The organism is Arthrobacter sp. TJ-170 (assembly GCF_058269305.1).
On sequence record NZ_JBZCNL010000001.1, the window covers coordinates 59,869 to 86,021 of the forward strand.

At 64.4% G+C, this 26,153-nt stretch carries 23 protein-coding genes and 1 tRNA gene; 15 read left to right on the forward strand and 9 right to left on the reverse strand.

The features are described from left to right. Nucleotides 1–3 precede the first annotated feature (3 nt). Complete coding sequence (locus AC4D1W_RS00320) at nt 4–1,923, forward strand: ABC transporter ATP-binding protein (RefSeq protein ID WP_490897368.1); 1,920 nt, start codon at nt 4–6, stop codon at nt 1,921–1,923. Nucleotides 1,924–1,950: 27 nt separating this feature from the next. On the opposite strand, the gene yczE is transcribed toward AC4D1W_RS00320, so the two are convergent. The 3 genes from yczE to AC4D1W_RS00335 all read right to left on the reverse strand — a co-directional run bounded on the left by yczE (nt 1,951) and on the right by AC4D1W_RS00335 (nt 3,397). Continuing rightward, nucleotides 1,951–2,592 (reverse strand): membrane protein YczE, encoded by a 642-nt coding sequence (gene yczE, locus AC4D1W_RS00325; RefSeq protein ID WP_490892129.1) that lies wholly within the window; start codon nt 2,590–2,592, stop codon nt 1,951–1,953. An 82-nt stretch (nt 2,593–2,674) separates the two neighbouring features. Then, a tRNA-Arg gene (locus AC4D1W_RS00330) sits at nt 2,675–2,748 on the reverse strand. 52 nt (nt 2,749–2,800) lie between these two features. After that, a complete protein-coding gene (locus AC4D1W_RS00335) occupies nt 2,801–3,397 on the reverse strand; it encodes a hypothetical protein (protein ID WP_490897369.1) in 597 nt (198 codons plus the stop codon). A gap of 159 nt (nt 3,398–3,556) precedes the next feature. Here AC4D1W_RS00335 and AC4D1W_RS00340 point away from each other — a divergent pair, with 159 nt between their 5' ends. The 4 genes from AC4D1W_RS00340 to sucD all read left to right on the forward strand — a co-directional run bounded on the left by AC4D1W_RS00340 (nt 3,557) and on the right by sucD (nt 10,081). Beyond that, nucleotides 3,557–5,101, forward strand: coding sequence for an alanine/glycine:cation symporter family protein (locus AC4D1W_RS00340; RefSeq protein ID WP_490892131.1), 1,545 nt, complete (start codon nt 3,557–3,559; stop codon nt 5,099–5,101). Nucleotides 5,102–5,269: 168 nt separating this feature from the next. Beyond that, a complete protein-coding gene (pcrA, locus tag AC4D1W_RS00345; RefSeq protein ID WP_490897370.1) occupies nt 5,270–7,714 on the forward strand; it encodes a DNA helicase PcrA in 2,445 nt (814 codons plus the stop codon). Nucleotides 7,715–7,977: 263 nt separating this feature from the next. After that, a complete protein-coding gene (gene sucC, locus AC4D1W_RS00350; protein ID WP_490892133.1) occupies nt 7,978–9,147 on the forward strand; it encodes an ADP-forming succinate--CoA ligase subunit beta in 1,170 nt (389 codons plus the stop codon). A 31-nt stretch (nt 9,148–9,178) separates the two neighbouring features. After that, nucleotides 9,179–10,081 carry a succinate--CoA ligase subunit alpha gene (gene sucD, locus AC4D1W_RS00355; protein WP_490892134.1) on the forward strand — a complete coding sequence of 301 codons (903 nt, stop codon included), beginning with the start codon at nt 9,179–9,181 and terminating at the stop codon, nt 10,079–10,081. A 133-nt stretch (nt 10,082–10,214) separates the two neighbouring features. Here sucD and AC4D1W_RS00360 read toward each other — a convergent pair whose 3' ends face one another. The 5 genes from AC4D1W_RS00360 to AC4D1W_RS00380 all read right to left on the reverse strand — a co-directional run bounded on the left by AC4D1W_RS00360 (nt 10,215) and on the right by AC4D1W_RS00380 (nt 15,248). Then, nucleotides 10,215–10,403, reverse strand: coding sequence for a DUF1918 domain-containing protein (locus AC4D1W_RS00360; protein WP_490892135.1), 189 nt, complete (start codon nt 10,401–10,403; stop codon nt 10,215–10,217). 130 nt (nt 10,404–10,533) lie between these two features. Further along, nucleotides 10,534–11,322, reverse strand: coding sequence for an IclR family transcriptional regulator (locus AC4D1W_RS00365; protein ID WP_490897371.1), 789 nt, complete (start codon nt 11,320–11,322; stop codon nt 10,534–10,536). 99 nt (nt 11,323–11,421) lie between these two features. Next, the gene (locus AC4D1W_RS00370) at nt 11,422–13,125 is read right to left on the reverse strand and encodes a BCCT family transporter (protein WP_490897372.1); all 1,704 of its coding nucleotides are present in this window, start codon (nt 13,123–13,125) and stop codon (nt 11,422–11,424) included. After that, nucleotides 13,122–13,910 carry a creatininase gene (locus AC4D1W_RS00375; RefSeq protein WP_490897373.1) on the reverse strand — a complete coding sequence of 263 codons (789 nt, stop codon included), beginning with the start codon at nt 13,908–13,910 and terminating at the stop codon, nt 13,122–13,124. The genes AC4D1W_RS00370 and AC4D1W_RS00375 overlap by 4 nt, the downstream gene beginning before the upstream one ends. Nucleotides 13,911–13,997: 87 nt before the next feature. Further along, entirely contained in the window at nt 13,998–15,248 is a 1,251-nt protein-coding gene (locus AC4D1W_RS00380; protein ID WP_490892139.1) for a M24 family metallopeptidase, read from the reverse strand. 187 nt (nt 15,249–15,435) lie between these two features. Here AC4D1W_RS00380 and AC4D1W_RS00385 point away from each other — a divergent pair, with 187 nt between their 5' ends. The 4 genes from AC4D1W_RS00385 to AC4D1W_RS00400 all read left to right on the forward strand — a co-directional run bounded on the left by AC4D1W_RS00385 (nt 15,436) and on the right by AC4D1W_RS00400 (nt 19,076). Next, the gene (locus AC4D1W_RS00385) at nt 15,436–16,059 is read left to right on the forward strand and encodes a TetR/AcrR family transcriptional regulator (RefSeq protein WP_490897374.1); all 624 of its coding nucleotides are present in this window, start codon (nt 15,436–15,438) and stop codon (nt 16,057–16,059) included. Beyond that, nucleotides 16,056–17,621, forward strand: coding sequence for an MDR family MFS transporter (locus AC4D1W_RS00390; RefSeq protein WP_490897375.1), 1,566 nt, complete (start codon nt 16,056–16,058; stop codon nt 17,619–17,621). The genes AC4D1W_RS00385 and AC4D1W_RS00390 overlap by 4 nt, the downstream gene beginning before the upstream one ends. A gap of 41 nt (nt 17,622–17,662) precedes the next feature. Next, nucleotides 17,663–18,109 carry an SRPBCC family protein gene (locus AC4D1W_RS00395; protein ID WP_490897376.1) on the forward strand — a complete coding sequence of 149 codons (447 nt, stop codon included), beginning with the start codon at nt 17,663–17,665 and terminating at the stop codon, nt 18,107–18,109. Nucleotides 18,110–18,338: 229 nt separating this feature from the next. Beyond that, a complete protein-coding gene (locus AC4D1W_RS00400) occupies nt 18,339–19,076 on the forward strand; it encodes a sigma-70 family RNA polymerase sigma factor (RefSeq protein WP_490897377.1) in 738 nt (245 codons plus the stop codon). 5 nt (nt 19,077–19,081) lie between these two features. On the opposite strand, the gene AC4D1W_RS00405 is transcribed toward AC4D1W_RS00400, so the two are convergent. Continuing rightward, on the reverse strand, nt 19,082–20,047 hold the full coding sequence (locus AC4D1W_RS00405; protein ID WP_490897378.1) for a glycosyltransferase family 9 protein: 966 nt from the start codon (nt 20,045–20,047) through the stop codon (nt 19,082–19,084). Between the two features lie 118 nt (nt 20,048–20,165). On the opposite strand from AC4D1W_RS00405, the gene AC4D1W_RS00410 reads away from it, so the two are divergent. From AC4D1W_RS00410 to AC4D1W_RS00435, 6 genes are read left to right on the forward strand one after another with little or no spacing between them, the layout of a single operon-like run. After that, entirely contained in the window at nt 20,166–20,690 is a 525-nt protein-coding gene (locus tag AC4D1W_RS00410; RefSeq protein ID WP_490892145.1) for a D-glycero-alpha-D-manno-heptose-1,7-bisphosphate 7-phosphatase, read from the forward strand. Beyond that, nucleotides 20,687–21,748: a glycosyltransferase family 9 protein gene (locus tag AC4D1W_RS00415; protein WP_490897379.1), complete on the forward strand. Its 1,062-nt coding sequence runs from the start codon at nt 20,687–20,689 to the stop codon at nt 21,746–21,748. Before AC4D1W_RS00410 ends, AC4D1W_RS00415 begins: the two co-directional genes overlap by 4 nt. Next, the gene (locus tag AC4D1W_RS00420) at nt 21,745–22,746 is read left to right on the forward strand and encodes a glycosyltransferase (protein ID WP_490897380.1); all 1,002 of its coding nucleotides are present in this window, start codon (nt 21,745–21,747) and stop codon (nt 22,744–22,746) included. Before AC4D1W_RS00415 ends, AC4D1W_RS00420 begins: the two co-directional genes overlap by 4 nt. Further along, nucleotides 22,743–24,059, forward strand: a complete 1,317-nt coding sequence (locus AC4D1W_RS00425; protein WP_490897381.1) for a glycosyltransferase — start codon at nt 22,743–22,745, stop codon at nt 24,057–24,059. Before AC4D1W_RS00420 ends, AC4D1W_RS00425 begins: the two co-directional genes overlap by 4 nt. Beyond that, the gene (locus AC4D1W_RS00430; RefSeq protein ID WP_490892149.1) at nt 24,056–24,748 is read left to right on the forward strand and encodes a D-sedoheptulose-7-phosphate isomerase; all 693 of its coding nucleotides are present in this window, start codon (nt 24,056–24,058) and stop codon (nt 24,746–24,748) included. Before AC4D1W_RS00425 ends, AC4D1W_RS00430 begins: the two co-directional genes overlap by 4 nt. After that, a complete protein-coding gene (locus tag AC4D1W_RS00435) occupies nt 24,745–26,145 on the forward strand; it encodes a PfkB family carbohydrate kinase (RefSeq protein ID WP_490897382.1) in 1,401 nt (466 codons plus the stop codon). Before AC4D1W_RS00430 ends, AC4D1W_RS00435 begins: the two co-directional genes overlap by 4 nt. The last annotated feature ends 8 nt before the right edge of the window (nt 26,146–26,153 follow it).

Consider the following 26,153-nt stretch of genomic DNA (forward strand, 5'->3'; position numbering starts at 1 on the left):
TCCATGAGCATGGAAGGCGCGGCCTGGAGTTCCCTATACCGGATCTCCTCCGCCAAGAACGGCAACAACAAATTTTCCAAGGAAACGCTGAAGCGGATCCTTTCTTTCGCCGTACCCTACAAGTTCAAGCTGGTGCTGTTCATCGCGCTGTCCGTGGTGTCTGCGTTCCTGGCGGTCGCCACACCCGTTCTGGCCGGACAGGTAGTCAACGCCATCATCGCCGAAGAGGCAGCCAGCACTATCGTGTGGCTCGCAGTCGTCATTGCGATCGTCGCCGTTGCTGACACCCTCGTGGGATTGCTGACCCGCTGGTATTCAGCGCGGATCGGCGAGGGAGTGATCCTGGATCTGCGCACCGCGGTCTTCGACCACGTGCAGAAAATGCCGATCGCATTCTTCACCCGTACCCGTACGGGCGCACTCGTGAGCAGACTCAACAATGACGTGATCGGTGCGCAGCAGGCGTTCAGCGGCACGCTGTCCGGGGTGGTCAGCAACCTCGTGGCCCTGATCCTCACCCTGATAGTCATGCTGAGCACGTCGGTGCTGGTCACGGTGCTCGCGATCATCATGCTGCCCATTTTCCTGTTGCCCGCACGCAGGATGGGCAGCAGGCTGGCGTCGCTTCGGCGCGAGGCCGCTGACTACAACTCCACCATGAGCACGCAGATGACCGAGCGGTTCTCGGCCCCCGGCGCCACCCTCGTGAAGCTGTTCGGCCGCCCCGACGAGGAGTCTGAGGAGTTCCGCGTGCGCGCTGCCCGGGTCAGGGATATCGGTGTCCGGACAGCAATGCTGCAGTTCGTATTCTTCTCCGCGCTGATGCTTGTTTCCGCGCTCGCCCTCGCCCTGGTGTACGGGTTGGGCGGCACCCTGGCGCTCAGGGGCGCACTGGACACCGGTGAAGTGGTAACGCTGGCCCTGCTGCTCACGCGCCTGTACGCGCCGCTGACCTCGCTTGCGAACGCGCGCGTTGAAATCATGAGTGCTCTGGTGAGCTTCGAGCGGGTATTCGAGGTGCTCGACCTCGACCCGCTCATCAAAGAGAAGCCGAACGCAGAGACTATTCCTGGCGGTCCGGTGGCAGTGGAGTTCGACGACATCCGCTTCGGCTACCCGTCGGCGGACCGCGTCTCGCTGGCCTCGCTGGAAGAGGTATCGACACTGGATACCCGCGGCGGTGAGGAAGTGCTGCACGGCATCAGCTTCCGTATCGAGCCAGGTCAGACCATGGCCCTGGTAGGCACCTCCGGTGCCGGCAAATCGACCATTGCACAGTTGCTGGCCCGGCTGTATGACGTCGACGCCGGGTCGGTCCGGATCGGTGGGAAGGACGTCCGCGATGTGACGTTCGAATCTCTGCGGCACACCCTGGGCATGGTGACGCAGGACGGACACCTCTTCCATGAAACCATTGCCTCCAACCTCAGGCTGGCACGCCCCGATGCATCCGACGGTGAGGTCTGGGACGCGGTTCGCCGCGCCCGCCTGGAAACGCTGATCCGTTCCCTGCCTGACCAGCTGGACACGATGGTGGGGGAGCGCGGGTACCGGCTGTCCGGCGGTGAGAGGCAGCGCATGACCATCGCACGACTCCTCCTCGCACAACCGCGTGTCGTCATCCTCGACGAAGCCACCGCAGCACTGGACTCAACCTCGGAAGCGGCAGTCCAGGCGGCGCTCACCGAGGCACTGGAAGGACGCACGGCGCTGGTGATCGCCCACAGGCTGTCCACTATCCGCAGCGCAGACCAGATCCTTGTAGTCGAAGACGGAGGCATTGCCGAGCGCGGTACGCATGAGGAATTGCTTGCCGAGGGTGGGCGGTACGCCGAACTGCACCGCACCCAGTTCGCCGTGCAGAAAGCCGTTGCACCGGACGAGCCTGCCGAAGCCCTGTCGGTCTCCGGACCCGGAGCCTGATACACCGTCCCTTCCGGAACGGCGGGGCTACGGCGTCACACCGGATGGCGATGCACGGCCGCCGAGCCGTGGTTCGCCCGGTTCCTCCGGCACCTGGAGGCGAGGCAGTGTCAGGTTGACGAGCGGCCCCACGAACAGCGCAAACGCCACGGTGCCCACGCCCACGGTGCCGCCCAGAACCCAGCCGATGGCGAGGACCGAGACCTCTATGCCTGTACGCACGGCCCAGATGGGCCAGCCCCAGCGCCTATGAATTCCGGTCATGAGCCCGTCACGCGGGCCGGGGCCCATGCGCGCGCCGATATAAAGGCCCGTGGCAACCGCGAGAAGAACCAGCCCGCCGGTGAACAGGAGAATCTGCACCCAGAGGACCGTCTGCTGCGGGATCACTGCCAGGCCAACCTCCGCGCTCGGTCCAACCAGCAGGACATTCAGCACGGTTCCCGATCCGGGTTTCTGGCGGATCGGAATCCATAGGAGCAGTACCACCAGCCCGATGAGGTTGGTGGTCAGACCGAACGGGACGCCGCTCTGGACGGACACACCCTGCCCCAGCACATCCCACGGAGATACACCGATCCCGGCGCGAATCATCATGCCGATGGAGAACCCGTAAAGGAACAGGCCAACGAGGAGCTGCACGATGCGGCGCACCCAGAGAAGAGACATTCTCCAAGTATCGGCTACGTCCGCGTCCTGATGCAGCGGGAAAGACAGTGCAATGGGCAGGTGTAACCATGTGGACCAAATGTGCCCCTGGCCGGAATCGAACCGACGACCTTCCCTTTAGGAGAGGGACGCTCTATCCTACTGAGCTACAGAGGCGGGCACTGCGGATCACTAACAGTGCCGCAGGCGGTACCAGCTTACAGTCTTCCTAGCTCCCCGACCGCACACTACGGGGCAGCAGGACCGCGACCAGGCCAGCGAGGCAGCTCGCGGCGAACAGCACCCACCGCGCAACCGTGAGGGTGGACGCGAGGGCCACCGAACCGGCGTCGGGTCCGGCAAGAACGGAGTCGATCGCAACGTTCTCCCACAGGTCCACCACCACAAACAGAAGCACAGGGCTCCATAGCACCCAGCGGAGCCACCGCCGCGAGACGTTGAGCTGCACCAGCAGGAGCCATGCCAAGCCGAAGAGCAATGGGAACAGTGTGCCCGCAGTCTTGTGCACGTAGCTCAACTGGCCGAGCGCAGCGGGGTCCATCGCCGAACGCAACTGGTCGATGTACGCCGCGTCGTAGCCACCGATGAGCATGTCGGGCATGCTGAGCCCGCCGGACAGCTGCGTCATCTGCGAGAGCGTGAGCAAATGGAAGTACCAGAACAGGAAGAACGCCGCCGCAACCGCCGGTATGAGGATGAGGTTGCCGTTGTGGCGGGGCGAGACGTCCGGTTGGCTGGATGAAGCGGGCATACCGGCTGCCGCCGTCCCGTGCTTGCGCGCGATCTGTGCCCTCGTTTTGCCCATGGCTCAATGGTAGACGGTCACCATGCACCAACACTTCCTGAAAATCCAGTCAGGATTTGGTATCAATTTGATATCGATGAGCGCACACCGTGTGCTGTGATTGCAATCACAGCACGAACCGGGTTTCTTTAACGGATGGCAATCAACCAAATACTACCCATGACTTCCGTGGCCGATGAGGTGGGATGGCTCGCAGCCATCGAAGACTCTATCGATGCGGTCTTCGAACCGATCGCTACCTGGTTCGCCGCCGTCGTCTTCGTCCCGATCACAATCGGCGAAGTAAGTTTCCCAGTGGTGGTCGCGTGGCTGATCGCCGCGGCCGTCATCTTCACCATCTACTTCGGCTTCATCCAGTTTCGTGGACTGAAGGTTTCCTACGAAGTTGTCCGCGGGCGGTACTCGTCCAAGGATGATCCGGGGGAGGTCCCGCACTTCCAAGCTTTGACCTCGGCGCTGTCCGGCACGGTCGGGCTGGGAAATATCGCCGGTGTCGGCGCAGCAATGGCGCTGGGCGGACCCGGTGCAACCTTCTGGATGATCCTCGCGGGACTTCTCGGAATGTGCACCAAGTTCGCGGAATGCACCTTGGGCGTCAAGTACCGCGAGGTCCACGAGGACGGCACCGTATCCGGTGGCCCGTTCAAGTACCTGCCGGTGGCCTTCACGAAGTTCGGTAAGTGGCCCGCAAAGATCCTGACCGGAATCTTCGCCGTCGCCATCCTGTTCTTCGGTGTAGCCGGCGGCAACATGTTCCAGGCCAACCAGACCTTCGCGCAGGTGCAGGAGGTGACCGGCGGTGAGGATGGCTTCCTCGGAAGCGCAGGTGCAGCCCTGATCTTCGGTCTCGTCCTTGCCGGCCTTGTTGGCCTGGTGATCCTGGGCGGCATCAAGTCCATCGGTGCCACCACCAGCAAGCTTGTTCCGGCCATGGGTATCGTCTACGTCACGGCCTGCCTTTTCGTCATCATCGTGAATATCGATCAGGTCCCGGCGGCGTTCGGAGCGATCATCGCAGGCGCCTTCGCACCCGCGGGAATGGCGGGCGGCATCGTCGGTGTCATGGTCGTCGGTTTCCAGCGCGCTGCGTTCTCAAACGAGGCCGGCCTCGGCTCCGCTGCAATCGCTCACTCCGCGGTGAAGACCCGCCGTCCCGTGAGTGAGGGTTTCGTGGCGATGTTCGAGCCACTCGTGGACACCGTCATTATCTGCACCATGACCGCACTGACCATCGTCATCGCGAACGCTCCCAGCCTGCAGGCCGGGATTGACCAGGTACAGGCGGGCGAAGGCGCCCCGGATGGCGTCATCCTGACCTCGGATGCCTTCGCGACTGTCATCGACTGGTTCCCGATCGTACTTGCCATAGCCGTAGCGCTCTTCGCGTTCTCGACCTTGATCACGTGGTCCTACTACGGTCTGAAGGCCTGGGAGTACCTCTTCGGTCGCGGCAAGGCTTCTGAGGTTCTCTACAAGGTCATCTTCCTGTTCTTCACCGTTACCGGAACCGTGCTGACCTTCGGGCAGGTGCTCAGCTTCGCGGACTCCGCGCTGTTCGTCTGCGCCTTCGTGAACCTGCTCGGTGTGTACATGCTCCTGCCTGTGATCAAGCGGGAGATGAAGGACTACCTGGCTGACCGCAAGAGCGGGAAGCTCCTGGACCTGGGCATTGAGCCCGAGGACCGGAGATCCACCGCGAAGTAAGCGGCTCCTCATCCCCACCGGTGCCCGCCGGATCCTTTGATCCGGCGGGCACTGCCATGTCCACCCCCCTCCGCACGCCCGTCCCAGCCCCCGGCCGGCGGAGGAAAAAGACCAGCACGACGACGGCGGACATGTTCTGTCCGTGCCAGCACCTAGACTTAAAGCACCATGGACTTGCTTTTCGATCCGCACCTCAGCACCCCTTCCGCAGGCAGGCGCGGCGCGCCGTCGTCGTCCTCTCCTGACGCCACGGAGCATCCACGCCGTGGCGGCCATGTCGATGAAGGCCGCGCCCTTGAGCTGCTCGAGGGGTTGAATCCGCAGCAGGAGGAAGCGGTCAAGCACAGTGGCTCGCCCCTGCTGATTGTGGCCGGAGCGGGCTCGGGAAAGACGCGCGTACTCAGCCACCGAATCGCGTATCTGATGGCCACCGGCCGGTCACATCCCGGTCAGATTCTCGCGATCACCTTCACCAACAAGGCTGCTGCGGAAATGCGCGAGCGGATCGAGGGGTTGGTGGGCGATGTCGCGAAGCGCATGTGGATCTCCACGTTCCACTCCTCGTGCGTACGCATTCTGCGCCGTGAGGCAACGTCCATCGGTTTGAACTCCAATTTCTCCATCTACGATTCCGCGGACACTCTTCGGCTCATCACGCTGGTGGCCAAGGGGCTGGACCTGGACCCCAAGCGCTTCGCACCCAAGGCCATCCAGCACAAGATCTCGGCGCTGAAAAACGAGCTGGTTGACGAGGAAGAGTATGCTTCCACAGCCAACTACTCCGATCCTTTCGAGCAGGCGGTCGCAGAGGTCTACAAGGGGTACGCACAGCGTCTTCGCCAGGCCAACGCTATGGACTTCGATGACCTGATCGCACAGACCGTCTTCATGTTCCGTGCCTTCCCCGGCGTGGCCGACTACTATCGGCGGCGCTTCCGCCACGTCCTCGTGGACGAGTACCAGGACACCAACCATGCCCAGTACGCGCTGGTCCGGGAGATCGTGGGCGTCGCGGGAGAAACCGTGGAGGAGCCCGCAGAGCTGACGGTCGTGGGTGATTCAGATCAGTCCATCTACGCATTCCGCGGTGCGGACGTGCGGAACATCGTGGAGTTCGAGAAGGACTACCCCAACGCACGCACCATCCTGCTGGAGCAGAACTACCGCTCCACCCAGAACATCCTCAACGCGGCCAATGCAGTCATCTCCCGCAACCCCAACCGACCGGAGAAACGGTTGTGGACGGCTGAGGGCAACGGCGAGAAGATCATTGGCTACGTCGGCGAAAATGAACATGAAGAAGCACGGTTCATCGCGGACGAGATCGACCGGCTCCAGGACGAGGAGAACCTGCGGCCCGGAGACGTCGCCGTGTTCTACCGAACCAACGCCCAATCGCGCTCCATAGAGGAAATACTGATGCGCGTCGGTCTGCCGTACAAGGTGGTCGGCGGTACACGCTTCTATGAGCGCAAAGAGATCAAGGACGCGCTTGCGTACCTGCGTGTGCTGGTAAACCAGGACGACGTCGTCAACCTCCGCCGTATCCTCAACGAACCAAAGCGGGGAATCGGTGACCGCGCGGAGTACGCCATTGCGGCGCTCGCCGAACGCGATCGCGTGAGTTTCATGGAGGCACTTCGCCGGGCCGACGAAGCACCCGGCATGGCGACGCGCTCCGTCAATGCGGTTGCCTCGTTCGTGAAGCTCATCGATGATCTCGCGGAGGTGTCAGCAGGGTCCGGCGCGTCCGCGGCGCTGGAGGCGGTCCTCGAGCAGACGGGATACCTCGCGCAGCTGCGGACCAGCACCGACCCGCAGGATGAGTCGCGCGTGGAGAACCTTGCGGAGCTCGTTGCGGTGGTTCGTGAATATGAGATCGACAACCCCGAAGGGACCCTGGGCGACTTCCTGGAACAGGTGTCCCTGGTGGCTGACGCTGACCAGATCCCGGACGCCCCGGCCGGTGCGGGCGAGGACGTGGAGAAGGCCGTGGAGGAAGCGCGGAAGCAGGGCGTCGTAACCCTCATGACCCTGCACACCGCCAAGGGCCTCGAGTTCCCGGTGGTCTTCCTGACCGGCATGGAACAGGGGATCTTCCCGCACCAGCGCTCCGCTACAGACCCCAAGGAACTCGCGGAGGAGCGCCGGTTGGCCTACGTCGGGCTGACCCGTGCCCGGAAGCGGCTGTACATCACGCGCTCCGAGGTCCGGAGCCTCTGGGGACAGAGCCAGTACAACCCGGCCAGCCAATTTGTCGGAGAGGTCCCTGAAGACCTGATCCACTGGAAACGGGAGGGCGCCGCGAAACCGGCCTGGACCAGCACCCAAAGCATCAGCGGGCCCCGGTTCAGCGGCTCCTACTGGGGCGCCGGCGCGGCCTCCGGCAACGAGTCAGGACGCGGGCTTCCGGGGAAAGCCGCAGGTAGGGTGCAGCCCCAGAAAGAAGTCGTCGCTGTCGCTGCGGGAGACAAGGTCAACCACACCACGTTCGGCAACGGCACGGTTCTTGCGGTCGAAGGCGGCGGGGACAAGATGGTCGCCAAAGTGCGGTTCGACATCGGGGAAAAGCGGCTCCTGCTCCGTTACGCTCCGCTGACCAAAGTCGGGTAGCAGGGGGTGCAGCCAGCACCGGTGGAGCGTTGCGGCGTGCCTGGATGAGCGCCGCCGTCGTGGGTGTGGGGTGTGCGTACGGCAGGGCTGGCCGCCCTGCGCCGTTATTAGCGGCGCGGAACGGTAACCGAAAGGGTTACTTTTCTACAACTCATAGAACTGTGTGCTTACTCACGAAACCGGTAGTCTGTGAAAGGCGTTCCGAGCCAAGGGGCTAGAGTTCCCTGTGTAAACCTACTTCGACGTAGAAGGACACTAGATAAGTGGACCTGTTTGAATATCAGGCGCGCGATCTATTTGAGGCTCACGGCGTTCCCGTGCTTGCCGGCATCGTGGCGCAGACCCCGGAAGAAGCAAAAGCAGCAGCCGAGAAGATTGGCGGCGTTGTCGTCGTCAAGGCGCAGGTCAAGGTTGGCGGCCGCGGCAAGGCTGGCGGCGTAAAGGTAGCCAAGACCCCGGATGAGGCTTACGAGCACGCATCCGCGATCCTCGGCATGGATATCAAGGGCCACACAGTCCACAAGGTGATGATTGCGCAGGGCGCAGACATCGCTGAGGAGTACTACTTCTCGGTGCTGCTGGACCGGTCCAACCGCAACTACCTTGCCATGTGCTCCGTTGAGGGCGGCGTGGAGATCGAACAGCTCGCGGTCGAGCGCCCCGAAGCGCTGGCACGGATCGCGGTTGATCCCGCGGTTGGTATTGACCGCGCCAAGGCTGACGAGATCATCGATGCCGCCGGGTTTGCTCCGGAACTCCGCGAAGGTGTCGCCAACACCATCCTGAAGCTGTGGGATGTGTTCACGAAGGAAGACGCCACCCTGGTTGAGGTGAACCCGCTGGTCAAGACCGGTTCGGGCGAGATCCTCGCTCTCGACGGCAAGGTCACGATCGACGAGAACGCTGGCTTCCGCCAGAAGGGCCACGCTGACCTCGAGGATAAGGACGAAACCGATCCTCTGGAGGCCAAGGCCAAGGAAAACGACCTCAACTACGTCAAGCTCGACGGCGAAGTAGGCATCATCGGTAACGGTGCCGGGCTCGTGATGTCCACCCTCGACGTCGTCGCCTACGCAGGTGAGGCGCACGGCAACGTGAAGCCCGCCAACTTCCTCGACATCGGCGGCGGCGCTTCTGCCGAGGTCATGGCTGCGGGCCTCGACGTGATCCTGAACGACAGCCAGGTCAAGAGCGTCTTCGTGAACGTCTTCGGCGGCATCACCGCATGTGACGCGGTAGCCAACGGCATTGTGAAGGCTTTGGAGATCCTTGGCGACAAGGAGAATAAGCCTCTTGTGGTCCGTCTCGACGGCAACAACGTCGAGGAGGGCCGCCGCATCCTCGCTGATGCCAACCATCCGATGGTCACCATCGCCGACACCATGGACGAAGGCGCCGACAAGGCTGCCGAGCTGGCCTACGCCGCTCGCTGACCGGTCGCGACCACAGGACTAAGGAACAGACATGTCTATCTTTCTGAACAAAGACTCCAAGGTGATTGTCCAGGGCATCACCGGCGGCGAGGGCACCAAGCACACCGCACTGATGCTGAAGGCCGGCACCCAGGTTGTCGGTGGCGTCAACGCCCGCAAGGCCGGCACCACCGTCACCCACGGTGACGTGGAGCTGCCCGTTTTCGGCACCGTGAAGGAAGCGATCGCCGAAACCGGCGCTGACGTTTCCATCGTTTTCGTCCCGCCGGCGTTCACCAAGGACGCCGTTGTTGAGGCGATCGACGCCGGAATCGGCCTCGTCGTCATCATCACCGAGGGCGTACCAGTACAGGACTCCGCGGAATTCTGGGCGCTGGCGAAGTCCCGCGTGGACGCCGACGGCAAGCAGGTTACCCGCCTGATCGGGCCCAACTGCCCCGGCATCATCACCCCCGGCGAATCGCTGGTCGGTATCACTCCGGCAAACATCACTGGCAAGGGCGGGGTGGGCCTGGTTTCCAAGTCCGGCACCCTGACCTACCAGATGATGTACGAACTGCGCGATCTCGGTTTCTCCACGGCGATCGGCATCGGCGGTGACCCGGTGATCGGAACCACCCACATCGACGCACTCGAGGCGTTCGAAGCGGATCCGGAGACCAAGGCGATCGTGATGATCGGCGAAATCGGCGGCGACGCCGAAGAGCGCGCGGCCGAATTCATCAAGGCGAACGTAACCAAGCCGGTTGTCGGCTACGTTGCAGGCTTCACTGCACCCGAGGGCAAGACAATGGGCCACGCAGGTGCAATTGTGTCCGGTTCCGCCGGCACTGCCCAGGCGAAGAAGGAGGCCCTCGAGGCCGCCGGCGTCAAGGTGGGGAAGACCCCGTCCGAGACCGCTCGCCTGCTGCGCGAGGTTTACGAGACGCTCTAAGGGCTTGACCCGTAAAGAACCTTCACGACGGCGGCCGTCACCTTTCCCTGGAAAGGTGACGGCCGCCGTCGTTGTCTGGGTCTCTGCCCCGCCTACTTCATCCTCGCTCCAACGCGAAGGCAGCCGGGACCGGTTATGTATCGGTGGAGCGAATCTCCGTGCCGGGACCGGGAAAGACCAGTCCCTGGGATCCGTTCGACCAACGGACCAGGTACGGCGGGGCTCCGCCCTCACCACGGGTCTCCAGTACCTCACCCTCCCGTTCGGCGTCATCTACGTGGACGCCGTGGACAAGGATGCGGTCGCCGATTGATGCCTTCATTTGCCAGTCTCCTCACGTGTGCGGATACCCCTAGTATCCGCTTCCGACCGGACGCTGTCTGCGGCTTGCGGGCAAGTGATGCGTTGCAGCGCTATGCCCGTGCTCACCGCCGGGCAGCGGGCACACCGGCTCACTGGGAGGCCCGGCCTCCGAGTCTCCGCGTCACGTCTTTTGCCGCCAGTACGCAAGCGGACACCAGAGCGCCGAGCTGATCCCGGTCCACCCGGAAGCGGGGCGCCGAAATCAGGACTGCAGCCGCTACGTTTCCCCGGTGGTCGTGAACCGGGACGGCGATCCCGACCTCCTCGGCGGAGGTTTCGCCGTAGTTCACCGCATAGCCTTGACGGTGCACGTCCCGCAACCGCGCGAGGTACGCGTCGAGGCTGGCTTTGTCCGGGGAGGGGTGGACAACCGTCTGGCTGAGCAGCAACTGCCGAACGCGGTCCTCCTCCTCAAGCGCAAGGAATACCTGGACACTGGCGCTGTATGCGGTGCCATAACTGGTGCCGAGCGGCGAGGTGTGCTTGACGTTGTTTTTGCTGACAACCTGCTCCACCGTGATCGACTCAGTTCCGTTCCATAACACCAGCGCTGATGTTTCACCGGTTTCTCCGGTCAACTCGCTCAGGACAGGGTGGGCGACTTTCCGGACGTCCAGATCCGCCAGAAGGGGACCGGCGAGCGTGATGATTCCCAGTCCGAGCCGGAAGCGGCGCGAGAGCGGGTCACGTTCGACGATATTTTCGTTCTCCAGGGTCGCCAAAATTCGCGAAACCGTGCTTTTGTGCAGGCCTACCTGCACCGCAATCTCAGTTACGCCCTGTAGCGGCTCTTCTATGCTGAAGCACCGCAGCACGTCGATCACGTTGGAAATGACGGAGGCGCCCTTGCTGTCCCTGGTTTCTGGTTGTGCTGTCATGATGTCTTTCATCATCCCCTATCAGTTACTTCTTCGACGGAAATGCCAATGGCGTCACCCATCTGGGTGACGCCGTCGGCCACAGGGACAGTGACGCATCTAGTTCAGATGTGAACTGCTGTCAGAGGCTACGAGTGCAGGCGCTTTAGCTTCTTCCTGCCGGGACTTCGCCAGAGAAGGTGGAACCGTCATGGTTTCAGTGCGGCGAAGCCGCTTGATGAAGTTGATGACCATGATGATCAGGATGAAGGCCAGCGGGAAGGCGCCGATAATGGTGCCGGTCTGCACCGTCCCGATGACCGAAACTCCGCCGAGGACCAGCAGGGCTACGGTGACCGATGCAATAGCTGCCACGAGCAGCACCCGGAACCACTTGCTGGGGCTCTTTGAGGAAGCAACGAACCCTGAGAGGGCGTGCACTCCGGAGTCCAGTGACGTGATGTAGTAGGTGGCCACCAAAATTGTGGAGACGACCATCAGGATCGTTCCGACAACCGGCACAAAATCGAGCATCGCGAACAGGCCGCTTTCGGTGCTTTCCGCGATCTGACCCGAGATGGCACCGTTGTTGGCGTTGTCGTAAAAGTGGGCTGCACCACCCAGCACGCCGATCCACACCATCACGATGACGGAGGGGATGACGGTGACACCAATGACGAACTCCCGGATGGTCCTGCCCTTGGAGATCCGGGCAATGAACGGGCCAACGAAGGCGGAGAACGCGATCACCCAGCACCAGATGAATACGGTCCACCACCCATTCCAGCTGTCCTGCCAGCTGCCGATGCCCGCACTTGCGACATCGGACTCCGCCCAGAAGCTCATGGCGACGAAATTCTGGAAGTACACGCCGAAGGTCTGCAGCACGGAGGACAGCAGGTAGACAGCAGGACCGAAGAGCAGGACCGAACCGACCAGCACGATGCTCAGGACCGAGTTCACCTCGCTGATGCGCTTCATGCCCTTGCTGATGCCGAAGTACACCGAAATCGCCGTGAGAACGGCGAAGACAGCGACAACCGCGATCCAGACCGGCATGCCACCGCTTATGTTCGTGAAGGACGTCAGGCCGAAAGTGAACTGGAGCGTGGCGAATCCGAACGAGGTGGCCAGGCCGAGCACGCAGGCCAGGATAGCGAGCACCTCGACGGCCACCCCGATGCTCCTGCGCGACTTCACGGGGAAGAAGTCGACGACGGTGTCGCGGAAGGTGAGTTTCTTGCCGAGGTTGAAGTGTGAGTAGGCCAGGCAGATTGCGACGATGCAGTACATCGCCCATGCGGTGAGCCCCCAGTGGAAGTAGGACCACGCCATGGCGCCGTCCTGCGCGACAACGGCGTCGCTCCCGCTGAACAGCGGGCTCTCCTCCTTGAGCATGATCGGCTCAGCAACGGACCAGAAAATCAGCCCGATGCCCTGTCCGCAGGCGAAAAGCATTGAGTACCAGGCGAACTTGCTGTAATCCGGCTTGGCGCCTGCGCCGCCCAGACGGATATGTCCGAAACGACCGAAGGCAAGCCAGGCACAGATCCCGAGCGCAAGGACCGAGAAGAGCACGAAGAACCAGGTGAAGTATTCAGTGACGAAGGTCCGGGCGGTGCCGATGGCTCCCGCCGCGGCGTCGGGGGCGGCGATGGTTCCAACGAGGATAGCGACCACGAGAACCGCTGCCAGCCATTTGATGACAGTGTCATCCACCGCCCTTCGCTTCTTCTGGGCGGGGGTCTCCACCTCCTCTTCGGTATCGGTTTGGACGCCCTCGTTCGGCGCCGTGGTGACCGCCGCTTGCCTGTTCCAGATCATCTTTGATCGCTCCTGAACTCATGGGTAATAGCGCCGGCCATGCTGCTCGACGCCCTTTTTAGTAGGATTTCTCCCTTTTCCGCTGAGGCATTGGCGGCAGAAGATAGGCATCCGGAGCCGGGAGTGAGCTCTGGACGTACCGGAAGGAGGTCATAGTTCGGCAGGACGGCTGGAGGGAAATCCTCGACCCTGCCCATATCGACCCGTTCCGGGTAAAGGTGCAACATCAGGGATGTTTCAAGCACACCGCCGTGCTCTACATCCCATCCGCTGAACCCTTCCGGATACAGCTCGCCGATCGTTTCCTCGTCGACGAAGTCCCAGTACGACAGCAGCATGACGCGGCGGTCATCCATGCCGGCGAGCTGCAGTTCGCGGACAGCCAGGTCCACTCCCTCATACAGGAACTGGTAGTTCTCAAAATGCCCGTTGACGAACACGATCTTGCGGGCTCCGTGGCGTGCCAGTTCCAGGGTGAGCGACTTCGCGATGGCGGCAACGGTGGCGCCGTCGAGGCTCGTAGTCCCTGGAAGATGGTTCCCGCCGCCCGAGCGCTGCTGGGACTTGTAGCCGTACATGATGGGCGCTGCGACGAGCGCACCGATCTGTTCGGCGACCGCACCCGCCATCGCCCGCGACAACAGTACGTCCACGTTCAGCGGCATATGCGGTCCATGCTGTTCAACCGCGCCGGCGGGGATGAGAATGATCCCGTCCTCGGCGCTGATCTTCTCGGAGTAGGTGAAAGCGTCGAGTTCTTCCATATACACGGTGGTGCGCGCCATGTGCGGTCTCCTGCTAGTGGGCAAAATCTGAAAAGAACGACGGCGGCGCTTGCGCCGGATGCGGGCGCCGCCGTCGTACCTGCTTGCTTAGGCCTCGATGATGTTGTGCTCGGGCCCGAAGGGGAAGCCGGTGATGTTCTCGGCCCCGTCTTCCCCGATAACGAGGATGTCGTGCTCGCGGTAGCCGCCGGCGCCGGGCTGACCATCGGCCACGGTGATCATGGGCTCCATGGACACAACCATGCCGGGTTCGAGAACGGTATCGATGTCTTCGCGCAGTTCGAGGCCTGCCTCGCGTCCGTAGTAGTGGGAGAGGACGCCGAAGGAGTGGCCGTAGCCGAAGGTGCGGTTGGCGAGCAGGCCATGCCCGATGTAGATCTCATTCAGCTCGGCGGCAATGTCCTTGCAGACAGCGCCGGGTTTGATGAGTTCGAGTCCCCGCCGGTGCACCTCGACGTTGATGTTCCACAGCTCCAGGCTGCGCTCGTCCGGCTGGCCGAGGAATAGTGTGCGCTCCAGGGCGGTGTAGTAGCCGCTGGTCATCGGGAAGCAGTTGAGCGACAGGATGTCACCGCGCTGCAGCTCGCGCGTGGTGGCCCAGTTGTGGGCGCCGTCCGTGTTGATGCCGGACTGGAACCACACCCAGGTGTCGCGTACCTCCCGGTGGGGGAAGGTGCGGGCGATTTCGTGCACCATGGCCTCGGTACCGATGAGCGCGACCTCGTACTCGGAGATGCCCTCCCGGATGGCAGCCTTGATAGCCTCGCCGCCCAGATCGCCGATCCGGGCCCCGTGCCTGATGACCTCGATTTCTTCCGCGGACTTGATCATGCGCTGGCGCATGGCGTCCTGGGACACGTCGAGCAGTTCCGCACCGTCGAATGCCGCCTGGATGCGTTCGCGGGTCATCGTCGGCAGGGCGTCATCCTCGACTCCGAGTCGACGGGCCGTGACGCCACGCTGGCGAAGTGCCTCCTGCAGTCCGAAGTAGAAGTTGTCGCGCTTCCAGTCGGTGTAGACGATGTTCTCGCCATAGCTGGTGCGCCACGGCATACCGGCGTCGATATTGGCGGTGACCGTGACCGAGGCATCGGCGGTGACAACCAGAGCGTAATTACGGCCGAACGTCGTGTAGAGGAAGTCCGAGTAGTACTTGATGCCGTGATAGCTCGTGAGGATGACGGCGTCGAGCTCCTTAGCCGCCATGATCCGGCGCAGTCCGGCAAGGCGGCGTTCGAACTCGGCGTCCGAGAACGTCAGGGCCTGCTTGGTGCCATTGTGCAGGACCTTCAGGCGATCGAGGTCCGCGACATTGATGACAGACGGGCTCAGGGTCATGATTTCTCCTTTGAAATGTGGGGAGTTGGAAAGCAGTACGGGGAGTCATGTTGGGTTGCATTCAGTGCAACCCTGTTGCACCAGCGTAGATGTGGTTCGGGTCACAGTCAAGAGCCTCCTGGAAACGGACTTGCACCCCTGCAAGATTGCAGTTGTGCAAGTCCGGTGAAACTGGCAGAATAGTTTGGTGAGTCAACTAATTTCCCTACGGGAACGCAAGCGCACCGAGACCTGGGCAGCCCTGCACGACGCCGCCACGCGCCTCACGCTGGAGAAGGGTCCGGAGGCTGTCACGGTCGAGCGGATTGCCGCCGAGGCGAATGTCTCCCCGCGAACGTTCTTCAACTACTTCAGCACCAAGGAAGACGCGATCCTCGGGCTGCAGGAACCGAGCATCGATGAGGGACTGCTTGAACAGTTCTCTCCGGAACACGACCTCATCCAACAGGTATCGCGGCTGTTGATCGCCGTCGTGCATTCCGCAGAGGGCGGGGAGCCGGACGCCAGCCGGCGCACCGAAGTGCTCACCGCGTATCCGGTCCTGCGCCAGCGCCGGTACGCCTATTTTCTTCGCGTGGAGCAACTGGTGCGCGAGGTGGTGGCCGCCGCGCTGACCGGCTCCGGACGGTGGCAGGCCGCGCTGAGCCGCCATTCCGCCGAAGATGTTGCGCGCATGATCGTCCTCGTGGCCGGAGCGCCGACCCGGTACGCGTTCCAGCAGTCAGCGGATACGCCCACGATTGAAAACCAGTTCTCCGCACTCGACGGCGCCACCGTGCTGCTTCGAGAGGTCCTTGAGGAGATCCGATGACCAGCACCGTCCCACGCAAGGAAACAGGTTTGCTGCTCCTGTTTGTCGGCCTGATGCTTTCGATGCTCCTTGCCGCCCTGAACCAAATGATTCTCAGCACGGCACTGCCCACGATCGTCGGTGAACTCAACGGCGTCGATCAGATGCTCTGGGTCATTACCGCGTACATCCTCGCAGCGACTATCGTGATGCCCATTTACGGCAAGCTCGGAGACCTGCTCGGCCGGAAAAACCTACTGCTGCTCGCGATCGCCATCTTCATGGCGGGATCGATTGTCGGCGGCCTCGCACCGAATATGGAGTGGCTGATCGCCGGACGCGCGGTTCAGGGCCTGGGTGGCGGCGGGCTGATGATTCTCTCCCAGGCCATCATTGCGGACGTCGTTCCTGCCCGGGAGCGGGGCAAGTACATGGGTGCCATGGGCGGCGTGTTTGCCTTCGCCTCGGTGGCGGGCCCGTTGCTGGGCGGCTGGTTCACGGAGGGTCCAGGCTGGCGCTGGATGTTCTGGATCAACATGCCCCTGGGTCTTGCGGCGGTGCTCGTGGTCTTCTTCTTCCTCCACCTTCCGGCGCGTGAGCGGGCGCACCCGCACGTCGACGCCGCCGGCATGGTGCTGCTTGCCATTGCGACGACGTCACTGGTTCTGGTCGGTACGTGGGGCGGCACGGAGTATCCGTGGCTGTCGGCGCCGATCCTCGGGCTGATTGTTCTCGCCGTCGTGACGGCAGTGCTGTTCGTCGCGGTGGAGCGGCGCGCAAAGGAGCCGATCCTGCCGATGAACCTGTTCCGTGAACGCAACTTTGTCCTCACCACCGCGGGCGGACTGCTGATCGGCGTGACCATGTTCGGTGCCATCGGCTACCTGCCTACTTACCTGCAGATGGTGACGGGTGCGAGCGCCACCAACGCCGGACTGCTCATGATCCCCATGATGGGCGCGCTGATCCTGACCTCCACCGGCTCGGGGTTTCTGGTCAGCAGAACCGGCCGCTACAAGTGGATGCCGATCGTGGGCTCCGTCGGCGTCACCGTGGCGCTGTTGCTGCTTTCAACCATTTCACCGACGACGCCGGTCTGGCGGATCTGCGTCTTCATCGCAATCATGGGTGCCGGGCTGGGCCTGAGCATGCAGATCCTGGTGCTGATCGTCCAGAACACTTTCCCGAACCGCGTGGTCGGCACGGCGACGGCCTCCAACAACTATTTCCGGCAGATCGGTGCAACTCTTGGATCGGCAGTTGTCGGTAGCCTCTTCACCGCGCGGGTGGCGGAGTTGCTGAGGGAGCGGCTGCCTGCGGGCGGGTCGGCACTTGAGGGAGGCGCGAATTCGCTCACCCCGGAACTGGTCAGCGCGTTGCCGGAAGCTCTGCAGTCACCCATCATCCAGTCCTACAACGACGCCCTCACGCCGCTGTTCCTCTACATGGCTCCGCTTGGCGTGATCGCAGCAATCCTGCTCGCGTTCGTCCATGAGAAGGCGCTGTCCACCGTCATCGAACGGGACACCCGGGTAGAGCGTGAGGCGGGTATTCCTCCCGAGTCAGTCGAGACGAAACGCTGAGCCGGCGCAGCAGGGGCGGTCGCAGCAGGGACAATGATGGCATGGCTAACCCGTACCTGATCCGCCGCGAGCGGTTCATCCCCGCCCCTCCCTCCGCGATTTTCGACGTGCTCGCCACGCCGGCACTGCACAGCGTCATCGACGGTTCAGGCACGGTTACGGGCGAGCAACCAAACGGGCCGCAGCGGCTCTCCGCCGGCGCCCGCTTCGGGATGGACATGAGAATCGGGGCGCCCTACAAGATACTCAACACCGTCGTCGAATTCGAAGAGGGAAAGCGGATCGCGTGGCGCCACTTCGCCCGCCATATCTGGCGCTACACCCTGCGGGAGCACGACGGCGGCACGCTTGTCATAGAGGAATGGGACGCGCGCGGTGTGCCCGGCAGGCCGGTTCTGAAACTCCTCGGGTTCACGAGGAAACATCCAGCGTCCATTGAGCGCACCCTCGAGAACCTTGAGAAGTACGTTGCGGAGCGGCACCCCTAGAGTGTCGAAGAGAAGTAGTCAATACCTTAGCCGAGAAACGATTAGAAGATTTCTTGGATAACAATCCGATAAACGCGTTGCCCTAACAGCATGCTTATGTTCTTCTGAAGAGAACCGCCCCACGTCTTCTTCAAGAGGTGAAAGTATGCGCGCTGCCGCCCGTACACGGAGTATCAACACCCGCGATGTCCCAACGAAATCGCGGTGCCAGGGCAGGCTACAGGCGGCAATGCAGGAAGAAATCGCGCTGGAACACCTCCATATCGCTGAGGGAATCGCGAGGGGATATTCCCCGTTCGCCAAGGATGCTGCTGATGTCCGTCAGGTTGCCTATGAGGGCCTGATGAAGGCGGCAAGACGCTTCGACCCGGGACTCGGTATCGACTTCGCTGCCTACGCCGTTCCAACAATCAGGGGCGAAGTGAAGCGGTATCTGCGGGACTGCTGCTGGATGGTCCGGCCGCCTCGCGAACTCCAGGACCTGAAGTCAGCGGCCATGAAGGCGGAATCGGAGCTTGCGCAACGCCTGGGTCGCGAGCCGTCCCTGAGGGAATTGTCCGAGCATCTTGAGAAGGATCCGGCGATTGTGGGTGAAGCTTTGAGCTGTCGCGGAAGCCAACGCCCCGAATCGCTCGACACTTCTGCGGAGGGACAGGTATGGGCGGAGATCCTGCCCGCTGACGATGACCAGTATGCCCGCAGCGATGACGTGCTTACCCTGCGTGCCGCTGTCCGTGAGCTCTCGACGCCGGAGAAGGAACTGCTGTACCGGCGGTACTTCCACGAGGAGTCCCAGGACCGGATCGCCCGTCGGCTGGGGATGACCCAGATGCAGGTCTCGCGTCTGCTGTCCCGAACACTGGTGAAACTGCAGAAACGACTTCTTGATGAGGGCGGTGCTCGGGGCGCGGAAGCAGCGGGTGTGATTCGGATGGCCGCAACGGACAAGATGGCCCGCATCGCCTGAATGTCCTACCGGGGAATGCCCAGCTCCGCAGCCGCGCGCAGTACGTCCTCAGGTGTCACCGCAAGAATTGCCGGGTCAGGGTCGCTCGCGAAGGTTTCACCGCGGCGCACGGACTCGTCCGTGAGCACAAGGTGCGGCCCGGGAGGCGGCCCCCATTCGGATACGGGAGCGGGCCCGAACAGCACCACGGACGGCCGGGCATATGCCGAGGCAAGGTGTGCGGCACCCGTATCGGCCGAGATAACAAGCGCAGCGGAGGAAACCAGGGCCGCGAACTCGAGCAGCCCGAGCCGTCCGGCCACAACATTCTCGCCGGGAAGCCCTGCAGTCTGAGCGACGGCTTCGGCACGGGCCCGTTCGCCCGCACTGCCGGTCAGCAGCACCCGATGCCCCGCGGCCGAGAGGGCACGGGCGACCTCCGCGAACCGCTTGACCGGCCAGAGACGGCTTCCGTAGGCGGCGCCCACATGAATCACGACGGCGCCCGCCACCGGGCTCTCGACCGGCGGCTGTAAAAGGCGATAATCCAGTGGATCCGCCTTGATGCCGTGCTCCGTGACGAGACGGGCCCACCGGTATCTTTCATGCACTCCGTCTTCCCAATCAGGTCCGGACCAGCCCGGAGCGCGGTGCCCGATCCGACGGGCAGCATCCAGCGCTTCAAGCCTGCCGCGGCTTTCCGGACCGTTCCCATGCAGGTTCACGGCGACGTCGACCCTGCCCGGGCGCAGGGCCAGCGGCTCATCAAGCCCGGAGGTGGGCAGCAGCGCGTCCACAGCTCCGGTCAGCCGGACAATCGGCTCCAGCCAGGACTGGGCGGCATACAGGATGCGGTGCTCCGGGAACGCGCGGCGCAATCCCCGCAGCGCAGGCACCGCAACCAGCAGGTCGCCCAGCTTCAGTGCGCGAAGCGCCAGTACCTCGGGGCGTCCGTCCGGCTCGAGCGCTTCCACGGCGGTGTCAGGCAACATGGGAATATCCTGCCAGAAGGCACTGGCCGCGCGGGGCGGAAGCGTGAACCGGGAACCTCAAGCGAACTTCTCCGCTGAGAAGTGTTTAGGTTCCCTCTTCGCAGGGAACAGTGCCTGTATGAGAAGCGAGCCCAAAGCCGTTCTCCTCGACAGAGACGGCACCATCGTGGTGGACGTGCCGTATAACGGCGACCCGGACCGCGTTGTGGCCATGCCCGGCGCGGAAGAAGTGCTCAACACCCTTCGTGCTGCGGGCGTGTCGCTGGGCGTGCTCACCAACCAGTCGGGAATCGCGCGGGGGCTGCTCACCGCCGCCCAGGTGGAGGCGGTGAATCAGCGCGTCGAAAACGTCCTCGGTCCGTTCGACCTTTGGGAAATCTGCCCACATGGGCCCGACGACGGCTGCAGCTGCCGCAAGCCCGCACCCGGCATGATTCTGCGAGCGTGCGGGAAGCTTGGCCTGCACCCGTCCGAGGTCGCCTTCATCGGGGACATCGGCTCCGACGTTGAGGCAGCTGCCGCTGCCGGAGCAACAGGTGTCCTGGTTCCCACACCGGTCACCCGGCAGGAAGAGATCGACGCCGCACCGCTCGTTGCGCACAGCCTTGCTGAAGCAGTCGCACTGCTCCGGGGGGCCACATGACGGGCCGCATCCTCGTGGCCCGCCTGGACAGCGTGGGCGACGTGCTCCTGTCCGGACCGGCTGTCCGGGCGGTAGCAGCAAGCCATCCCGCCGGCGTCGTCATGTTGTGCGGCCCCCAGGGGGCGCCTGGGGCGAGGATGCTCCCGGGAGTGTCCGACGTGATCGTCTGGGACTGTCCATGGATCACAGCGCCGGCGCCGGGCGTCACCGAGCAGCACCTGTCGACCCTGAAGGACGACGTAAGAGCTGCGGGTGTCACCGAGGCCGTCATCCTGACCTCGTTTCACCAGTCGCCGCTGCCGCTGGCGTTGCTGCTGCGGCTGGCCGGTGTCCGGCACATCACCGGCGCCTCCGTCGACTATGCGGGCAGCCTGCTCGATGTCCGGTTGAAACCCGGCGAGGATTTTCCCGAGGACCAGCCGGAGGCTGAGCGTGCGCTGCGGATTGCCGCTGCCGCCGGTCATCACCTGCCCGACGACGACGACGGCCGGCTCCGCGTATGCGATATCCCCGACGTGACACAGCTGATGGGTGCCGAGCCATACATCGTTCTGCACCCTGGTGCCGCGGTCCCTGCCCGTGCCTGGCCGCCCCTGCATCATGCTGCGCTCGCCGAATTGCTCACGGGCGGCGGGTACCGCGTGGTAGTGACCGGAGGAAACAGCGAGCGTGAACTGACGGCCACTGTGGCCGGTCCTGACGGCATCGACCTCGGCGGGCAGACCGACCTTCCCACCATGGCCGGCGTACTCGCCGGAGCTGACGCCGTCGTCGTCGGAAATACCGGCCCGGCGCATCTGGCTGCGGCGGTGGGCACACCGGTGGTCAGCCTGTTCTCGCCCGTGGTGCCGGCGGTCCGGTGGGCGCCGTACCGTGTGCCGGTCGAGCTGCTCGGGGAGCAGAACGCGCCCTGCAGGTTGACCCGGGCCCGCGAATGTCCCGTTCCCGGGCACCCCTGCCTCGCCAACGTAAGCCCCGAGGAGGCCTTCGCCGCCGTGCTGCGGCTGACCTCGGGTGTCCCGTCCCTGGCCAGCAGAAGAGAAACGAGGAACGCATGAGAATACTGCTCTGGCACGTGCACGGCGGGTGGACCGATGCCTTTGTGCGCGGACCACACGAGTACCTGTTGCCCACCACGCCGGAGGGCGGCCCGTGGGGGCTGGGCCGGGCAGGCCGGGACTGGCCCGACTCCGTCCGCGAAGTGGCGCCGGAGGACCTGCGCGAGTGGAACCCCGACCTCGTCGTCCTGCAGCGGCTTGGAGAGCTCGAGGAAGTGGAGCGGCTGCTCGGCCGCCGGCCCGGCCGCGACATTCCCGCGGTCTTCCTCGAGCACAACACCCCCAAGGGCGACATCCCGACAACGCTGCATCCGCTGGCTGGGCAGAGCGAAATCCCCATCGTTCATGTCACCCACTTCAACCAGCTCTTCTGGGACAACGGCATGGCGCCCACCATGGTCGTGGAACACGGCATTGTGGACCCGGGCCCGCTCTACACCGGCGAGATTGCGCACGCCGCGGTGGTGGTTAACGAGCCCGTGCGGCGCGGACGGGTGACCGGAACCGATCTCCTTGCACGGTTCACGCGGGTTGCTCCCCTCGACGTCTTCGGCATGGGAACCGCGGAACTGCCCAACGCGCTCGGTTTGGGCGCCGACGAGCTCACCGTCTGCGGTGACCTCCCGACGCCGACGCTTCACGCGGAGCTCGCCCGCCGCCGGCTGTACATCCACCCGCTGCGGTGGACTTCGCTGGGACTGGCGCTGCTGGAGGCCATGCATCTGGCGATGCCCGTGGTTGTGCTGGCCACCACGGAAGCGTCGCGCGCGGTGCCGCCGGAGGCAGGCGCCATTTCCACCGACGTCGACGAACTCTGCGCCGCGGTCCGGTTGCTGGTCGAGGATCCGGAGGAGGCCCGCGCGCGCGGTGAGGTGGCGCGGCAGGTAGTGCTCGAGCGCTACGGACTACCGGGGTTCCTTCAAGCGTGGGACGAGGTTCTGGGCCGGGCCACGGAGCGTATGCGCGTCCTTGCAGTTTCTGAGAGGAGACCACAATGAGGATTTCCATGGTGTCGGAGCATGCGAGCCCGCTCGCCGCGCTCGGCGGAGTGGACGCCGGAGGGCAGAATGTGCACGTCGCTGCGCTGTCGCTGGCGCTCGCCCGGCGCGGACACAGCATCACCGTCTATACCCGGCGGGACAGCACGGACCTGCCCGAACGGGTGCAGGCGGCGCCCGGTCTCGAGGTTGTCCACGTTGACGCCGGCCCGCCCGCCGCCATTTCCAAGGATGAGCTGCTGCCTTACATGCGGGCGCTCGCCGACGGTATTGCGGCGGACTGGGGCTCCCGCCCGCCGGACCTCGTGCACGCCCACTTCTGGATGTCGGGACTTGCGGCACTCGACGCGGCCCGGCGGGAAGACTCGGGCTACGCCGTCCCGGTGGTTCAGACCTTCCACGCGCTGGGGACCGTCAAGCGGCGGCATCAGGGCAAGGAGGACACCAGTCCGTCGGAGCGCGCCTGGTTGGAACCGTCCGTGGGCCGGCAGGTGGACCGCGTGATCGCGACCTGTTCGGATGAGGTGTTCGAGTTGAAGGCGATGGGCGTCGAGGGTACCCGGGTATCGGTGGCGCCATGCGGGGTGGACCTCACGCTGTTCGGCGCAAACGGTCCTGTTGCACCACGTCACCGGGCACATCGGATCATGACCGTCGGACGGTTGGTTCCCCGCAAGGGCGTGGACCTGGTGATCGGCGCCCTACGGATACTCGCGGACAGCGGAGTGTTCGACGTCGAACTGGTCATCGCGGGCGGCGGAGGTGACGCCAAGCGCCTCGAAGAAGATCCGGAAGCCAGGCGGTTGATGGCACTGGCAACGGAACTGGGCGTCGCGGACCGGGTTTTTCTGGAGGGCCAGGTGCCCCGCGAACGGATGCCGGAGCTGCTTCGCAGCGCTGACGCCGTGGTCTGTGCACCCTGGTACGAGCCGTTCGGGATTGTCCCGCTCGAAGCTATGGCCTGCGGTGTTCCGGTGATCGCCGCTGCCGTGGGAGGCCTCATCGACACCGTCGTCGACGGGCAGACGGGACTCCACGTGCCGCCGCGGGATGCGGGTGCGCTCGCCGATGCCGTCCGCCAGGTCATTGAAAACCCCGAGGCTGCAAAGGAGCTTGGGAAGGCGGGACTGGCGCGGGTCCACGCCCGCTACTCCTGGGACCGCATCGCTGCTGACACCGAAAAGGCCTACCAGCTCACCCTCAACCAGGCCGGCGGGAGCCCGCGGTCCCGCCGCAGCGCTTCCCGGTTGGCCCAGGCTGCAACTCTGCCGTCCAGTTCACATCTGCAAAGCACAGGAAGGAGCGCACGATGAGCGCTGAACACCTTGCCACCGTCCGGGCCGGGCGCAGGCAGCCGCTGATCGCAGTTCCGCCGCATCCCCCTTCGGCGCCGCCCGACGCAGCCGGATCCGGGGCCCTCGATGCGGTAATAGGACACCTGGAGCAGGTACTCCCCGCAGTTGAGTCCCTCATGGCTTCTGCCGCCCACCTTGCCGAATGGGGTGTGGACCTCGCCGAACGTCTTATGGCGGGTCAGCGACTGCTCGCCGCGGGCAATGGAGGCTCGGCCGCTGAAGCCCAGCACCTTACGGCGGAGCTGGTGGGCAGGTTCGACGGAGACCGTGAAGCATTCTCCGCGATCTCCCTGCACGCTGAGTCCTCGTCTGTGACGGCGATCGCCAATGACTATGGATACGAGAACATGTTCGCCCGTCAGGTGCAGGGCCACGGCCGGGAGGGAGACATCCTGCTGCTGCTGAGCACCAGCGGCAGCAGCCCGAATCTCCTGCGCGCCGCCGAAGCCGCACGCACGATCGGTGTCACGAGCTGGGCTCTCACAGGCCCCGGCCCGAACCCGCTCACCGCGCTTTGCGATGACCATGTGGCCGTGAACGCCCGGTCGGCCAACGCGCAGGAGGGCCACCTCATTGCCCTCCACGCGATCTGCCGGGCGTTCGACGCTGAAGTAGCACGCTGCCGGGCGACGGAGGCGGGATCATGAAGATTGTCGTAGTGGGCGACGTTCTCCTCGACGTCGACCTGTCCGGGGAAGCCAGCCGACTGAGCCCCGACGCGCCCGTCCCCGTGGTCGACGTGGCTGCCGCGAAGCGCCGCGCCGGTGGTGCCGGCCTGGTTGCACGCATGCTGCAGCAGGATGTGCAGGAGCGTGGGCAGGGAACAGCGCTTGAACTCGTCACTGTGCTCTCCGACGACGACGCCGCTTCCACCCTGCGCGAAGAGCTCGCCGGCATAACGCTCGTGACCGGCCCCTCCGGTGCGCCGACTCCGGTCAAGACGCGGATCCGGGCTGGGAGTCACCCGGTTGTGCGGTTCGACGAAGGATGCGGGGAAGCGCCGGTGCCGCCGGTGACAGGGGACATGCTGCGTGCGGTGGAGACGGCCGACGTCGTGCTGGTCTCCGACTACGGGCGGGGGCTTGCCGTGAACGACCAACTGCGGGAGGTGCTGGGGCGGGTCGCCGGTCGCATCCCGGTTGTCTGGGATCCCCACCCGTCAGGGCCGGACCCCGTGCCGGGAGTGGCCGCCGTGACCCCCAACCTCAGCGAGGCGTTGAAGGCGGTCGGAGCATCGCCGGGTGGCAGGACCGACGTCGTGCGTGCGGCAGCGGACGCCGCCGCCTTGCTGGAGCGGAGGTGGAAGAGCAGGGCGGTCATCGTGACTCTGGGGGAGCGGGGCGCCCTGGTCCACCGTCAGGGTGAGGGCGCCGAGTTGCCGCACCTGGTTCCGGCTCCCGCGATCGTCGCGACAGACCCCTGTGGCGCCGGTGACCGTTTCTGTTCGGCGCTTGCGCTCGCACTCGGCGCGGGCGCGGGTTTGGAAGAGGCAACCCACTCGGCCGTCCAGCAAGCGGCCGGGTTCCTCGGCCGGGGCGGGGTGTCAGCCCTCGGGGAGGATCCGGAACCGACGCAGCTGCACGGCCGCGCTGTCGATGCGCTCCGCGTTGTCCGTGAAACCCGGGAGGCCGGCGGCACTGTGGTGGCAACAGGGGGATGCTTCGACCTGCTGCACGCCGGCCATGCGCGCACGCTCTCTGCCGCGCGGCGGCTGGGGGACTGCCTGATCGTCTGCCTGAACTCGGATGTCTCGGTCCGCCGGCTGAAAGGCCCGCAGCGCCCCATCATGGGCGAGGAGGACCGGGCAGAACTGCTCTCCGCGCTCGAATGCGTCGACGCCGTATTCGTCTTCGGCGAGGACACGCCGGAAGGGGCGCTCGCGACCCTGCGTCCCGACATCTGGGTCAAGGGCGGCGACTACTCCGCCGCCCAGCTCCCCGAATCCGCACTCGTGCGGTCCTGGGGCGGGCAGACCGTCACCGTCCCGTATATCCCTGCACGTTCAACCACGTCCCTGGCCGCGGCCCTCGCCGAGGTCGGGTAACCAGCAAA